General features: G+C 64.0%; 15 protein-coding genes. 11 read left to right on the top strand and 4 right to left on the bottom strand.

From position 1 onward, the window contains the following. Positions 1-27: 27 nt before the first annotated feature. The gene (locus ACIPV6_RS05895) at positions 28-453 is read left to right on the top strand and encodes a hypothetical protein (protein WP_400269974.1); all 426 of its coding nucleotides are present in this window, start codon (positions 28-30) and stop codon (positions 451-453) included. Positions 454-466: 13 nt separating this feature from the next. Here the strand turns inward: ACIPV6_RS05895 and ACIPV6_RS05900 are convergent, their stop codons facing one another. After that, positions 467-874, bottom strand: a complete 408-nt coding sequence (locus ACIPV6_RS05900; protein ID WP_400269975.1) for a hypothetical protein — start codon at positions 872-874, stop codon at positions 467-469. A gap of 126 nt (positions 875-1,000) precedes the next feature. Here ACIPV6_RS05900 and ACIPV6_RS05905 point away from each other — a divergent pair, with 126 nt between their 5' ends. From ACIPV6_RS05905 to ACIPV6_RS05935, 7 genes are all read left to right on the top strand, one after another. After that, the gene (locus tag ACIPV6_RS05905) at positions 1,001-1,642 is read left to right on the top strand and encodes a sulfurtransferase (protein WP_400269976.1); all 642 of its coding nucleotides are present in this window, start codon (positions 1,001-1,003) and stop codon (positions 1,640-1,642) included. A 202-nt stretch (positions 1,643-1,844) separates the two neighbouring features. Next, the gene (locus ACIPV6_RS05910) at positions 1,845-3,407 is read left to right on the top strand and encodes a pyridoxal phosphate-dependent decarboxylase family protein (protein ID WP_400269977.1); all 1,563 of its coding nucleotides are present in this window, start codon (positions 1,845-1,847) and stop codon (positions 3,405-3,407) included. Beyond that, a complete protein-coding gene (locus ACIPV6_RS05915) occupies positions 3,404-4,756 on the top strand; it encodes a lysine N(6)-hydroxylase/L-ornithine N(5)-oxygenase family protein (protein ID WP_400269978.1) in 1,353 nt (450 codons plus the stop codon). Before ACIPV6_RS05910 ends, ACIPV6_RS05915 begins: the two co-directional genes overlap by 4 nt. Further along, on the top strand, positions 4,753-5,343 hold the full coding sequence (locus ACIPV6_RS05920) for a GNAT family N-acetyltransferase (RefSeq protein ID WP_400269979.1): 591 nt from the start codon (positions 4,753-4,755) through the stop codon (positions 5,341-5,343). Before ACIPV6_RS05915 ends, ACIPV6_RS05920 begins: the two co-directional genes overlap by 4 nt. Then, on the top strand, positions 5,340-7,181 hold the full coding sequence (locus ACIPV6_RS05925) for an IucA/IucC family protein (RefSeq protein ID WP_400269980.1): 1,842 nt from the start codon (positions 5,340-5,342) through the stop codon (positions 7,179-7,181). Before ACIPV6_RS05920 ends, ACIPV6_RS05925 begins: the two co-directional genes overlap by 4 nt. A gap of 96 nt (positions 7,182-7,277) precedes the next feature. Further along, the gene (locus ACIPV6_RS05930) at positions 7,278-8,057 is read left to right on the top strand and encodes an SDR family NAD(P)-dependent oxidoreductase (protein WP_400269981.1); all 780 of its coding nucleotides are present in this window, start codon (positions 7,278-7,280) and stop codon (positions 8,055-8,057) included. 425 nt (positions 8,058-8,482) lie between these two features. Then, positions 8,483-9,163 (top strand): ScbR family autoregulator-binding transcription factor, encoded by a 681-nt coding sequence (locus ACIPV6_RS05935; RefSeq protein WP_400269982.1) that lies wholly within the window; start codon positions 8,483-8,485, stop codon positions 9,161-9,163. A gap of 46 nt (positions 9,164-9,209) precedes the next feature. On the opposite strand, the gene ACIPV6_RS05940 is transcribed toward ACIPV6_RS05935, so the two are convergent. Next, a complete protein-coding gene (locus ACIPV6_RS05940) occupies positions 9,210-10,271 on the bottom strand; it encodes an FUSC family protein (RefSeq protein ID WP_400269983.1) in 1,062 nt (353 codons plus the stop codon). Between the two features lie 121 nt (positions 10,272-10,392). On the opposite strand from ACIPV6_RS05940, the gene ACIPV6_RS05945 reads away from it, so the two are divergent. Together ACIPV6_RS05945 and ACIPV6_RS05950 are read left to right on the top strand one after the other, a co-directional pair. After that, a complete protein-coding gene (locus tag ACIPV6_RS05945; protein WP_400269984.1) occupies positions 10,393-10,863 on the top strand; it encodes an SRPBCC family protein in 471 nt (156 codons plus the stop codon). Then, positions 10,860-11,375 carry a GNAT family N-acetyltransferase gene (locus tag ACIPV6_RS05950; RefSeq protein WP_400269985.1) on the top strand — a complete coding sequence of 172 codons (516 nt, stop codon included), beginning with the start codon at positions 10,860-10,862 and terminating at the stop codon, positions 11,373-11,375. The genes ACIPV6_RS05945 and ACIPV6_RS05950 overlap by 4 nt, the downstream gene beginning before the upstream one ends. Before the next feature lie 60 nt (positions 11,376-11,435). On the opposite strand, the gene ACIPV6_RS05955 is transcribed toward ACIPV6_RS05950, so the two are convergent. Together ACIPV6_RS05955 and ACIPV6_RS05960 are read right to left on the bottom strand one after the other, a co-directional pair. After that, positions 11,436-12,056 (bottom strand): FMN-binding negative transcriptional regulator, encoded by a 621-nt coding sequence (locus ACIPV6_RS05955; protein ID WP_400269986.1) that lies wholly within the window; start codon positions 12,054-12,056, stop codon positions 11,436-11,438. Between the two features lie 28 nt (positions 12,057-12,084). After that, entirely contained in the window at positions 12,085-13,017 is a 933-nt protein-coding gene (locus ACIPV6_RS05960; protein ID WP_400269987.1) for a DMT family transporter, read from the bottom strand. Here ACIPV6_RS05960 and ACIPV6_RS05965 point away from each other — a divergent pair. Further along, entirely contained in the window at positions 13,016-14,425 is a 1,410-nt protein-coding gene (locus tag ACIPV6_RS05965) for a PLP-dependent aminotransferase family protein (protein WP_400269988.1), read from the top strand. The genes ACIPV6_RS05960 and ACIPV6_RS05965 overlap by 2 nt on opposite strands. Positions 14,426-14,480: the final 55 nt, after the last annotated feature.

Below are 14,480 nucleotides of genomic sequence, written 5' to 3' on the forward strand. Positions count from 1 at the left end.
ATCAGCAGAGAATCAGGTAGTTACTCCATGAAGAAGTCAGTCGTGTGCATGGTGGGCGTGCTGGTCTCAGCAGCCGCGCTTGCTGGTTGTTCCTCGCCCAGCAACCAACCGGGCCAACCGCCGTCGTCCACTACTACCCAGGCACCCACCACCGGCGAGGCCAAACCGGCGAACCCCGGCACCGGCATTATTGAGGCCACCAAGATGGCCTCCTGCGATACAGCCGCCGGCAAGGTAACGGCCAAGGGCACCGTGACTCCACCCGAGGGCACCAAGGGAACCGTGAAGATCTCAGTGAGCTGGGTGGATCCGAAGTCGTCGTCGGTGCTTGCCCGGGGCGAGCAGTCCTTCAAGGACGCCCAGGCGGGCAAAGCCCTTGAATGGGCCATCAACGCCGAGGTCCCCCAAAAGGGAACCGAGGTCAAGTGCGTCCTGGGGGCGGCTGTCCTTTAGCCCACAGTCCGACTCAAGCAGCAGGGTCGCGGCGCACTAACTGAAGCGGTCGATCAGGTCCACCAAGACCGGTCGACCGCTTCTTTTGCCATTGGGCGGCGTGCCAGAAGAGCAAGCCAACGGTGAGCAGGAGGAAGGTAAGCGCCGCGAAGGGGAACGTGGAAAACATCAGGAAGCTCACGGGCATGCCCTGTCCGGAATTGATGGCTTGGGTGGGGCGGATCGACTCGCTGAAAATCCAAAAGCAGAAGCCTGCCAGTCCCGCGTCGAGAATCCACAGCGCCAGGATGAACGGATTCAGTGTGAGTCGGTGGCGCGAAGAGTCGGCAGGCTCAAGGACGTGTGGACTCACGGCCCGGACAGCATTGCCCTCTTGATCGATTTCGCGGAAGCCGATCCGCTCGTGGACATCGTCCGTCATGGGTCCCCCATCCGTCATAGCCAGTGACTCCGACCTTACCGCCGCAGCCGGACATCGGGAAGCTTGAACATCTCATACTGCGAGATAGTCATCTCTTAATGTGAGACGATTCGCTACGCTCACTGCATGACAAACGCCTCGTTGATCCCTCCCTTTGTCACTCTTGAATGGTGCGGGGATCATCAGCCAAACCTGGTATTTGCTGATACCCGCTGGTATCTCGATGGCACCTCCGGGCGCCACGCCTGGATGCTTCGGGCTACCGGTCGCCAGGCAGCAATTCTCGACGGCGGGATGGCCTCCTATGGCGGCCCGCTGGAGTCGGCGCCGGTAGTCAGGGAGGTTGCGGAGTTTCGCGTCCGCCCGTGGCCGACGGAGCGTCTGGCCGGCCTCGAGGGCGTGCTCCGTGGCGACGCTACGGTGGCTGATGCCCGGAACCGTGATCGATTCGAGGGGCTGCAGGACCCGGTAGATCCCCGCCCCGGACATATCCCAGGGGCCATGAACCTTCCTTGCCGGGAGAACCTTGACTCCACCGGAAGGTTGTTGGCGGACGACGAACTGCGCTACAACGTCCGCGCGGCGGGAATCAGCCGCGCCGATCGGTTCATCAGCTATTGCGGCTCCGGAGTGACGGCGTGCCACAACCTCCTCACGCTGGAGCACTTGGGACTGGGGGAGGGGCGCCTGTTCGTGGGCGGGTGGTCCCAGTACAGTCGGTCCCCAGGCCTGCCTGTCGAACTCGGCCCAGCGGGAAACGTGGCCTGAACAAGCTATTTATTGGCCGAAAGGAATGACATTTTGCACCCAAAACCCCCTCAGGAAAAGTCAATGACGCACTACCGCGCGGTAGATCACTGAGAAACCGCCTTCCGAGCGAATTAGGTCACAAAAGTTTGACGCAAAGGCGAACCTAAGTAAGGCTTGCCTTTGCTAACTAGCGATCCCAACGCAACGGAAGGAAGCTGTCGTGACGTCACCCAGTGTCGAAGAGCAGATAGCTCAGGAGCAGGATTTTGGCTCCAAAGTGGAGCTGGCACTTGCTGCCACCAACCAGCTGTTCAACGCACGAAATTCGCCCAGCTACGTGGCGCAGGTCCTTCAGGGAGTTAATGCCGTCTCCACCAAAGTGCAGCGCACCGCCCAGCCGTTCACCGGCGTCGCGCATGCTGAACTGAAGGCCAAAGTTGGTGCCGTCGACCTCGAACGCCCCCTCCCAGACACCGCCGCCGCCTTGGAAGAGCTGGAAGAGCTCTACCTCAAGGACGCCATCTACTTCCACGACGCACGCTACGCCGCACACTTGAACTGCCCGGTGGTCATCCCGGCGCTGGTGGGCGAAGCCGTGTTGTCCGCCGTGAACTCCTCCATGGATACCTGGGACCAGAGCGCCGGGGCCACCATGATCGAACGCCGCCTCATCGACTGGACGGCTGAGCGCATCGGCTTCACCGCAGAAGCCGACGGCGTCTTCACCTCCGGAGGCAGCCAGTCCAACTTCCAGGCTCTGCTGATCGCCCGTAACCACGCCGTCGCCAAGCTGCGTGCGGACGCTCCGGAAGCCCGCCTGCCGCACCTGCTGGACCGCCTCCGGATCTTCACCTCCGTGGACAGCCACTTCAGCATCCAGAAGTCGGCCTCCATGCTGGGCCTCGGCTTCGACGCCGTCATCGCGGTTCCCACTGCCGAGGACCACCGCATGAACCCCACCGCCCTCGCGGCGGCTTTGGCGGAAGCGCACGACGCCGGACTGGTGCCCATGGCGGTTGTGGCCACCGCCGGGACCACCGACTTCGGTTCGGTCGACCCCCTCTCCGAACTCGCGGCCCTGGTGCGCGCCTACGATTCGTGGCTCCACGTGGATGCTGCCTATGGGGGAGGGCTGATCGTCTCTGGCCGCTACCGCCACCTGCTCAACGGCATCCACCTGGCCGATTCCGTCACCGTGGACTTCCACAAGACCTTCTTCCAGCCGGTCAGCTCCAGCGCCGTCCTGGTGCGGAACGGTTCCATGATGGGCCACGTGACCTACTACGCCGACTACCTGAACCCGGAAAGCGCCGCGAAGGCCGAGATCCCCAACCAGGTGGACAAGAGCATCCAGACCACCCGCCGCTTCGATGCCTTGAAGCTGTGGCTGACCCTGCGCATCATGGGTGCCGATGCGATTGGCGCGCTCTTCGACGAAGCAATCGATCTGACGGGCCGCGTGGGGGCGTTGCTTGCCGATGACGCGGAGTTCGAACTCGCCGCAGCCCCGCAACTGAGCACGCTCGTGTTCCGTTACCGGCCCCTCATCGACGGCGAAAAGCTCGACGAGGACGCCGCTGACGCCCTCAACCCCGCCATTCGTGCTGCGATCTTCGCATCCGGCGAGGCCGTCGTGGCCGGGACCAAGGTGGCCGGACGCCACTACCTCAAATTCACCCTCCTCAACGCCGAGGCCTCCCTGAGGGACATTCAGGAAATCATCGAACTTATCCGCCGCACAGGTGCCAACCTGCTCGCCAACACCACGGAGGCCGCTGCGTGAGCACCCCGGACAACAACAAGATCTACGACGTCGCGGGAATCGGCGTCGGCCCCTTCAACCTTGGCCTTGCGGCACTGAGCCAGCCGGTGGAGAACCTGGACTGCGTGTTCCTGGAGCGCCGCGAATCCTTCGATTGGCACCCCGGCATGATGTTGGAGCCGGCCCACCTGCAGGTTCCGTTCATGGCCGACCTCGTGACGCTGGCAGACCCGACGTCGCCGTACTCGTTCCTGAACTTCCTGAAGCAGACGGGACGCTTGTACCGCTTCTACATCCGCGAGAACTTCTACCCCTTGCGTGCCGAGTACAACCAGTACTGCCAGTGGGTGGCCGGGCAGTTGGATTCGGTCCGTTTTAGCACGGATGTGCTGGATGTAACCTACGACGGCGGCGTGTACCGCCTTTCGGTGCAGGGCCCGGACGGCGCTGAGGTGCTTCGCGCACGTCGCTTGGTCCTGGGTACGGGAACCTCGCCCTACATTCCCGTGTCTTGTGCAGGGATAGTGGATGGCGGGGGACTGGTCCTCCACAACGCCGAGTACCTGTCGAGGAAGAGTGAGCTGCAGTCCAAGCGCAGCATCACCATCGTGGGCAGCGGGCAGAGCGCCGCAGAGCTGTACTACGAGCTCCTCCAGGAGATCGATGTCCATGGCTACCAGCTCAACTGGGTGACCCGTTCCGGCCGCTTCTTCCCGCTGGAATACACCAAGCTCACGCTCGAGATGACCTCGCCGGAGTACGTTGATTACTTCCACTCGCTGCCTTCGGACCAGCGGGACAACCTGATCAAGAACCAGAAGAACCTGTACAAGGGCATCAACTCGGACCTGATCGACGACATCTACGATCTCCTCTACACCAAGAGCCTCTCCGGAATCGTGGACACCCAGCTGCACACCCACTCCTCCCTGACGGCCGCCGAGTGGGACAGTGCTGCCGGAACCCACACCCTGCAATTGCGCCATGAAGAACACGGCTGCGACTACACCCTCGAATCCGAGGCAGTGGTGCTCGCCACCGGCTACTCGTACAAGGAACCCGCGTTCCTGGCCGGTATCAAGGACCGCATCCGTCGCGACGCGAAGGGCCGGTTCGATGTCGAGCGCAACTACGGTACCGGCGTCGAACCCGGCGAGATCTTCGTTCAGAACGCTGAGCTGCACACCCATGGCTTCGTCACCCCGGACCTTGGCATGGCCGCTTACCGCAACTCGTGCATCCTGCGCGAAATCACGGGCCGCGAGGTCTACCCGATCGAGCGCAGCATCGCGTTCCAGCAGTTCGGCGCGCCGGCAGTGGTTCCCTCCGGGTCCGCGGCAGCACCCGAGACCGTAGGAGCGGCCCTGTGAGCTTCACGTTCCGCCCAGTGGATCCCGTGGCCGACGCACCTGTCCTCCACAGCTGGGTGAGCCAGGAATACGCCCGGTTCTGGGGCATGGTTGGGTGCGCCGAACAGGACGTTGTGGAGGAGTACTCGAAGATCGCCGCCACGGGTCACCACCAGGCCTTCCTGGGGCTCGACGACGGCGTTCCCGCCTTCCTGATGGAACGGTACCGTCCGGAATCGTCCCCGCTGGCGGACGTGTATGACGTCCAGCCGGGCGACATCGGGATGCACTTGCTGGTCTCTCCGCCCAGTGGCGACCCCCAGCCGGGCTTTACCACCGCCGTCATGCAGGCCGTGATGCGGGAACTGTTCGAGGACGCCGAAACCCAGCGGGTCGTCGTCGAACCTGACGCGCGAAACCACAAGATCCATGCGCTCAACGAAAAGGTGGGCTTCCGCCCGCACGGCGTGGTGACCCTTCCCGCCGTAGACCCTTCCGAAGACCACAAGCAGGGCCTTCTGAGTTTTTGCACGCGTGAAGACTTCCTTGCAACCTTGACCCCGATTCTGGCCGCGCCTGCCGCGGCGACCAGAGGAGAAGACCAGTGACCAGCACTGTCGAAGCCGGCATCGCGCAGTCGGCCGCACCCGTTTCCCACCTCAACCCGGAGAGCTGGGCCGTTGCCAACCGGCACCTGGTCCGGAAGGCCATCGCGGAGTTCTCGCACGAACGGATCCTGGTTCCGGACCTGATCCGTGACGAAGGCGCAGGCGTTGGCCTGTACCGCGTGACGAGCGACGACGACACGGTTGAGTACCGCTTCCGCGCAACCGTTCTGGAGCTGGAGCATTGGGCGGTCCGCCCGGAATCCATTGCCCGCTTCCGCGACGGCGAGGAGCTGCCGCTGGATGCCCTGGACTTCATCGCCGAGTTCCATGAAGCGCTGGGCATCAAGATGGAAATGCTCCCTGTCTACCTGGAAGAAATCAGCAGCACCCTGGCCAGCCACGCCTACAAGCAGGGCAAGCCGTTCGGCTCCGCCGAGCTGGCCACGGGTGTCACCGGTGGGTTTGACGTGGCTGCCGACTTCCAGGCGATCGAGCACAGCATGACCGAGGGGCACCCGTGCTTCGTGGCCAACAACGGCCGCCTTGGCTTCGGTATTTCCGACTACCACGCCTTCGCTCCGGAAACCGGTGCCGTGGTGCGGCTGCAGTGGATCGCCGTGCACCGCAGCAAAGCAGTGTTCACCTCCAGCGCCGGCCTCGACTACCGGACGCACTTCGAAGCGGAACTTGGGCCGGCAACCCTCGCCTGGTTCAACACGGAGTTGTCCGCATCCGGACTCGATCCCGAAGACTACCTCCTCATGCCGGTCCACCCGTGGCAGTGGGACAACAAGCTCACCGTGACGTTCGCGGCAGAAATCGCCCAGCGCCATATTGTTCACCTCGGCTCCGGGGAGGACGACTACCAGGCCCAGCAGTCCATCCGCACGTTCTTCAACACCACTTCACCGGAGAAGGCGTACGTCAAGACGGCCATGTCCGTGCTGAACATGGGTTTCATGCGCGGACTCTCGCCGCAGTACATGAAGGCAACACCGGCCATCAACGACTGGCTGCAGGACTTGATCTCGAATGACCAGGAGCTCCAGAGCCGGGGCCTGGCCATGATCAAGGAATCTGCCGCCATCGGGTACCACAACCACTACTACGAGGCGGCTTCGGCCAAGGGGTCGCCCTACCGCAAGATGCTTTCTGCCCTGTGGAGGGAAAGTCCGCTGCCGTTGCTCAAGGAAGGCCAGCAACTGGCCACCATGGCTTCCTTGCTGCACGTGGATTCGTCCGGTGTTTCCATGGTCTCTTCCCTCATTGCCCGGTCCGGACTGGCTCCCACCGAGTGGCTGCGCCGCTACTTCGAGGCCTACCTCGTGCCGCTGGTCCACTGTCTTTACGAGTACGAGCTCGCTTTCATGCCGCACGGCGAGAACGTCATCCTGATCCTGGAAGACGGCGTGCCGGTGCGGGCCATCATGAAGGACCTCGCCGAGGAAATCGTCGTGATGGGTGACCGGCTGGAACTCCCCGAAGAGGTTTCCCGCATCAAGGCCGAGATTCCCGCCGAAGAGATGGTCCTGGCGATCTTCACCGATGTCTTCGATTGCATCTTCCGCTTCCTCGGCGCGATCCTCGTGGAAGACGGGACCCTGCGCGAAGACGAGTTCTGGGGAACCGCGGCCTCTGTGCTCCGCGAATACCAGGAGCGCCACCCGGAGCTTGCGGACCAGTTCGCGATGCACGACCTCTTTACCCCGGACTTCGAATTGTCCTGCCTCAACCGGCTGCAGCTTCGGAACAACCAGCAAATGCTGGACATCTCCGATCCCTCGGGCGGACTCCAGATGGCCGGACGATTGACCAACCCCCTGGCGAAGTTCGCCTGACAAACCCCGCCGGGATGGCATGTGCTGACAATCGTGGTCGCAGACATTGCCATCACATGCCATCCCGGCGCGAAGCGCAGGGGCTAGTCTGGGCGCATGACGACTCGAGCCAATGAACGTACCGCCCTCGTCACCGGAGCTACGGCCGGGCTCGGCGCGGAGTTCGCGCGCCAACTCGCCGAGGCGGGGCATCACCTGGTCCTGGTGGCCCGCGATGAAGAGCGGCTGAAAGCCAAAGCCGAGGAACTCGAACGCGACTTCAGTATCTCGGCGGAGACGCTCGCCGCGGACCTGACTACCGCCGTCGGGGTTTCTGCTGTGGCGGACCGGCTCCGGGACGCTACCAGACCGGTGGATGTGCTGGTCAACAACGCGGGCATCGGCCTGTTGAAGTCCTTCGAGGACAACGAGGTGGAAGAAGAGAGGCGGCACCTCCATCTCCACGTCCAGACTCCGATGGAACTGTGCCATGCTGCCTTGGAGGTGATGCTGGTGCGGGGGAGTGGCCGGATCATCAATGTGGCCAGCGTGGCGGCGTTCGCCAACCGCGGCACCTACTCCGCCGCGAAGGCCTGGCAGGTCACGTTCAGTCGCTGGGCAAACCTTGCCTACGCGAAGTCGGGTGTCCAGGTGACGGCGGTTTGCCCTGGGTTTACGCACACCGAGTTCCACGAGCGCATGGGCATGGACAAGTCCGTCGCTCCACGATTCCTGTGGCTCACCGCCGAACGCGTGGTGCGGGAGGGGCTGGAGGACAATGCGCAAGGCAAAGCCATCTCCATCCCCACCCGCCGCTACAAAGTGGTCAGTTTCTTCGCCCGGATCCTTCCCGTGAAGCTCACGTCCGGCCCGCCGCGGAGGCCGCTCAAGCCTTAGTGCCTGCCGTTTCCAAATGATCAACGTGGTTCGCTTTGCGCAACAGGCGACTCCAACATGGGGGCTTCAGCTCACATGCAATGTCAAGAAGATGTCGATGCCTCGTTGACGCGATCAGGCCTGCGGCTGCGATCACCGCGATCAACGTGGGGCGCCCTTGCCTGGAATATCAACGCCGTAGGTTTCGCCCTTGGCGTTGACCTTCCATTCGGCGGGATTTCCACGGGACACCGGTCTTGTCTTAAAACCGGATGCATGGTTTGTTTTAGGGTGTGCCGGTCGGGGCATCGATTGCTCCCACGGGAGAAGAGCTACCGGTGGGAATCGCATTGGGGGGAGCCCCGACCGGCCACGTAAGATCCTCAGTGGGCCCGTTTCTTCGGAGCTGTTGCACCACACCATTTCCGAGAGTCGAGGTTCCACCGTTGGTCGTTCAAGACCGAGCCAAGGCGACGCGGGAGGCGATCGTTGCCGGGGCTGCACTCGTTTTTGAGGAGCGTGGGTTTGGCTCCGCAACCATCGCACAGGTGGCTGAGGCCGCGCAGGTGACGAAGGGTGCCTTGTACTTCCACTTCAAATCCAAGGACGAGCTGGCCGGGGCAGTCCTGGAAGCGCAGCATGCGATTGCCATGGCGGCCGGCGGACGAATTCTCGGCGAGGACAAACCGGCCTTGGAAACGATCATCCGCCTCTGCGGAGCCTTCGGGAACCTGCTGGTCACCGACCACATTGTCCGGGCAGGCATACGGTTGACCCTTGAGGCTTCGGCATTCGGGCAGGAAGTCCGCAAGCCATACCAGGACTGGCTCGAAACCATGAGCCACCTCACCGCGAACGGAATCCGGCAGGGGCGCATCCGGGCATCGGTGGATCCTGCGGATTTTTCCCGCTACATCGTGGCATCCTTCACCGGGGTCCAGATGGTCTCCAACGTCCTCGCTGGGCGCGAAGACGTCATGCTCCGCATACAGCAGATGTGGGAGATCCTGTTGCCGGGAATCATCGATGAGAGCTCCGGGCTGAACCCGGCAGAGCTCAGTGCCCTGGTGCCGCTTGAGTCCACGACGGGCGACAGCGCCGGGCGTCCCCTGGGACAATCTGCCTGACCCCCTGCCCCCGGCTCGGACACGATCCGGCCTGCGGGACGCCAAGCTACGCCCGGCGCTGCACCACCACAGCCACGGCAATCCCCACAACAGCCCCCACGAACGTCTCCACTGCGCGTTCCAGCACCAGCACGCCTGGATCCATGGGCGCCGCCAACTGTGCGATCAGCAGGACAACAGGGGTGAAGAACACCATGGCCCACCCGTAATGCCTGGCCATGAACAGCTCCGTTGGGAACTGGCACAGCACCACAACGACGGCGAGGACCACGGCTGTATGGTCGGGGAAATACTGCAGCGGGGACAGCGGGCTGGGGAAAAGCACGACTGCCACGACGCCCAAACCCAGAAACGTCCCCACGATGCGGTGGATGCCCCGGTGGACGCGGCTGGGGAGGTCCGCACCTGCGAGGGGAACTGCGGCGGCGGCCATGGCCCAGTGTGGGTGTCCACTGCCGCTCAGCACGCCGATCGTGCCGGCGCCGGCCACGGCCAAGACATACCGCGTGGCGTGGACGAACGCGGACTGAACCAAGGAACCCCGGAACAGTGGAACATCGCGGACGGCACCGCGTTCCCAGGTCCTGTGACGCAACCAGCCGGCAAAGCCAACCACAATGGAGAAGGCGGCGGAGCCAGCGCCGATGAGTACCGCCGTCGTGAACGGAACACTGGTGGGCACCGAAGCGCAGGCGCCCAACGCCAGGATTCCGAAGAAGGGTCCGATTGGCCTCAGCCGCGATGAATCCGCGTACAGCGAACCCGCACCCGCGAACAACGTTGCCACCAACACCAGCCACCAGGAGTGCGTGTGGTTCACGGACAGAAAGACGCCGATGGTCAGCCCGCCCACCAGGATCACCGCGGCCTGGGCTTGGTGTTTCAGGCGGAGCTGGTGGGTTTCGTTGCGGCCATACATGCCGGTCAGGGCGCCGAACACCGCGTACAACATGAGGTCCGGACGCCCCACGAGGATCAACACCAGGGCCGGGGCGGCGACGCTGAGGGCCACGCGGACGGCGGACAAACGATCGTTGTTGGCCGGGCCCAGCCTGTGAAGTTCGCGTGCGTGCGTCATGAACGTGGGCACGGGAACACCACCAATCATTCAGGGCTTGTGGGCGAAAGTCTCAGGTTCGAAAATTATCAGGATCGCTTTATGGTCCGCCATAAGCCCGGTCACACGCCGTTAAAGCAACGCATCGTTTGGAGTCTGGAAAGATCGAGATATGCCCGTAGCCTTTGTGAGCCGAACCCGCTCCGCCATGCCTCCGCAGGAGCTTTTCGACTTGTCCAGGAACATTGACGCCCACGTCGGATCCATGACCAAGAGCCGCGAAAAGGCGATCGCTGGCACCACCACGGGGCTCATTGCCCAGGGCCAGTCCGTCACGTGGCAGGCGTGGCATTTGGGAGTCAGGTTCCGCATGACCAGCCGAATCGTGCACATGGAGGCCCCGGCGTCGTTCACTGACGAGCAGGTAAGCGGCCCGTTCAAGTACCTCCGCCACACCCATCAGTTCCGCCCCGACGGCACCGGCACGCTCATGGTGGACACGGTGGAGTTCGCCGCACCCTTCGGGGCGCTGGGCCGCTTGGTGGAGAAGTTGGTCCTTGCCCGCTACATGCAGAACCTGATCGAAAAGCGCAACGAATTCCTGGTCGCCCAGGCCCCTCCCGTTCCGGATCCGAACAGATGATCCGGCTGGCGCACTCTGACGATCTGGGGCAACTCCAGGACATTGAAACGGCGGCCGGGCAAGCCTTCCGGTCCCTGGGCATGGACCAAATCGCCGATGACGAGGCCTTCCCCATGGAGGTCTTGCAGCGCTATGTCACCGGCGGACGCGCATGGGTGTACGTGGACGGGCTCGACTTTCCCGTCGCGTACATCCTGGTGGACGTGGTGGATGGCAACGCCCACGTGGAGCAGGTCAGCGTCCACCCCGACCATGCCCACCAGGGCCTTGGCCGGGAACTCCTGCACGCCGCCCGGATCTGGGCACGCGGGCACGGCATGCAGCGGCAGACCCTCAGTACGTTCCGCGACGTGCCGTGGAACGCGCCGTACTACCGTCGCCTCGGTTTCGAACTGCTCGACGCCGGCAGTTGGGGTCCCGAGCTCACCCGCCTCATGGAGCACGAAGCGGAGTTGGGCCTGACCCGCTGGCCGCGTGTGGCCATGTGGCGCCCGGTGGTCCCGCCCAGGTAACTGGCAGTTGATGTTGTTTCGAAGGGGCCGAGAACAACCACTACTGCCAGTGAGTTGGGTTCAGGCCCGGGCGCGCTCCACGTCCGCCGCGCTCGCCGGGTCGCCTGCCGCCCGAAGTCCAGCAATCACGCCATCCACATCGGCAGACGACCGGTTCTGGCTCAGTTTCGTCTTGGCCTCCACCCGGGTAATGACCAGTTCCATGCCCACAATCGCCCTCAGCTGCCCGTCGATGAACCGCTCCGGGGCTTCATCGACGGTCCATGGTTGCGGCATCGAGGCCTCGTGCTGATCGGAGAGTCGCCGGACGTGCCTGGCCAACCACGTGGGGTCGTCGTGGATCACCAGCTCGCCGTAGACGTGGGCCGTGGAGTAGTTCCACGTGGGCACCACCCGGCCGTGTTCCGCTTTCGAGGCGTACCAGGACGGCGAGATATAGGCGTCGGAACCCTGGACGATCATCAACGCTTCCCCACTCACGGGGGATGACCACTGGGTGTTGTTTCGTGCCATATGGGATTGCAGAGCACCGTGCCCGCCCACGGATGGGTCGTGGACAAACGGCAGGAACGTGGCGAGCAAGCCGTCCGGAGTCATGGTCACCAAATTTGCTGCGCCGGAGTTTTGCAGGAGGGCGGTGATCGCATCGGGCGAAGCGGCAAAGTGCGCGGGGGTGTACATGGAATCTTCCTTTCGCTGGGAGGGACGGCTAAGAGCCCGACGGCGGTGCGAGCCTGACGCGGACAGCGGCACCTGCGCAGAGGATCACCAAGAGTCCGCCAATAACCGTGGTCAGGGTCAGGGACTCGCCGAGGAACAGTGCCGCCCAGGCGATGGTCATGACGGGCTGGACCAGTTGGATCTGGCTGACCTGTGCCATGGGGCCGATGGCCAAGCCGCGGTACCACGCAAAGAACCCGAGGAACATGCTCACTACGCCCAGGTAGGCGAAGGATGCCCAGCTTGCCGGGGACGCGGCGGGGAATCCGGAGCCCAAGGAAGCCACAGTCAGGACGATCATCACGGGCGAGGCCACCACGAGTGCCCAAGAGATGGTCTGCCACGAACCAAGTTCGCGCGCCAGGAGCCCGCCTTCGGCATATCCGATCGCGGCAGCAACCACTGCCCCGAGGAGCAGCAGGTCGGCCCAGTGCAGGGAGCCGAAACCGCCCGATTGCACCAGGGCGAACAGCAGCGCGGCCACCACCCCCACAACCGTGAGCACCCAGAACAAGGGGCGGGGACGTTCCCGTCCACGGAGCACCGCTACTGTTGCCGTGGCCGCGGGGAGTAGCGCGATAACCACGGCTCCGTGGCTGGCCGAGGTGCTTGTGAGCGCGAAAGTGGTCAGCAGCGGGAATCCTGCCACGATTCCGCCGGCAACAACGGCCAAGCGGAACCACTGGATGCCCTGCGGAAACCTTTGTCGTGTCAACGCCAACGCAGCCGCGGCAAGGATGGCCGCGACAACGGCCCGGCCCGCCCCGATGAACAAGGGTGACAGGCCTTCTACAGCTACGCGCGTCAACGGCACGGTGAAGGAGAAGGCGAACACGCCCAGGAGGCCCCACCAGATGCCGACGGTAGTCCGTGTGGATACCACTGGTGATGAAACAAGAGTAGCGCTACTATGTTGACTCATGAATAACGATAGCAGTTCCCGGATTGTTCTGCGACTGAAGGAATGGATTTCCAGCGCTGCCCCGGGATCCAAGCTGCCGTCCACCAGAAAGCTTGTGGCTGATTACCAGGCCAGCCCGGTGACAGTCCAGAAGGCCCTTCGCACCCTTACCTCCCAAGGCCTGATCGAGAGCCGCCCGGGGGTGGGAACCTTCGTGCGGGCCTTCCGCACGGCGAGGCCGGCCGACTATGCGTGGCAGACAGCCGCGCTGGGTGCGCTCCAAGCACCCCGCCTCACCAACACGGCGGCCATGCGCAGCGCCTCCAATGACGTGATCGCCTTCCATTCGGGGTACCCGGCGCGCGAACTGCTGCCCGAAAGGCTGGTTCGCGCAGCCTTGACGCGTGCTGCACGGGCGGAGGCGTCCTTGTCCAGGCCCCCGGTGGCTGGACTGCCGGAACTGCAGTCGTGGTTCGCCCGGGAGCTCAGCACCTCAACGCCGGTTGGCGTCACGCCGCCGCAGCCCAGCGACGTCGTCGTTCTTCCCGGGAGCCAGAGCGGACTCAGCTCGATCTTCCGCGGTCTGGTGGGGCATGGCCAGCCGCTGCTGGTGGAGTCGCCCAGCTATTGGGGTGCCCTGCTGGCCGCGTCGCAGGCGGGTGTCCGGGTTGTCCCGGTACCCAGCGGCCCGGAAGGTCCGGATCCCGAGCAACTTGCCCGCGCGTTCGAGGAAACGGGTGCGCGGATGTTCTACGCGCAACCTAATTTTGCCAATCCCACCGGCGCGCAGTGGTCCGTGCAGCGCGGTGAGGAAGTCCTTGACGTGGTGAAGGCCCACGGCGCCTTCCTTGTGGAGGACGACTGGGCGCACGACTTTGGCATTGCCGCGGAATCCATCCCGGTCGCCGCGAAGGACGATTCCGGGCACGTGCTCTACATCAGGTCCCTGACCAAGAGCGTCTCCCCGTCCATCCGCGTGGCGGCGGTCATTGCCCGCGGACCCGCCCGTGAGCGGATCCTCACCGCCCAGGCTGCGGAGTCCATGTATGTCAGCGGGCTGCTGCAGTCGGCGGCGCTCGACGTCGTCACGCAGCCGGGGTGGCAGACGCACCTTCGCGGGGTCAGCTCGCAGCTGCAGTCCCGCCGCGACCTCCTGGTCACCAGTCTTCGGGAACACGTGCCCCAAGCACACCTCACCCACCTTCCCAAGGGCGGCTTGAACCTGTGGCTGAGGTTGCCGGACGGGACCGATGTCGACCGCCTCACCCGCGATTGCGAGGCGGCCGGCGTGCTGATCGCCGCGGGCGCGGAGTGGTTCCCGGCCGAACCGGAGGGACCGTACATGCGGCTCAACTATGCCGGGCCTAACCCGGGCGCGTTTCCGGAAGGTGTGAGGATCATCGGGGCGTTGTTGGAGAAGCAGGCTTAACGCCCGTAGCCACCAACCCCAAGGAGAGCGCCTTGTGGTTGGTGGCTACGGTGGG

Source organism: Paenarthrobacter sp. NPDC089988, from assembly GCF_044748465.1.
GTDB lineage: Bacteria > Actinomycetota > Actinomycetes > Actinomycetales > Micrococcaceae > Arthrobacter.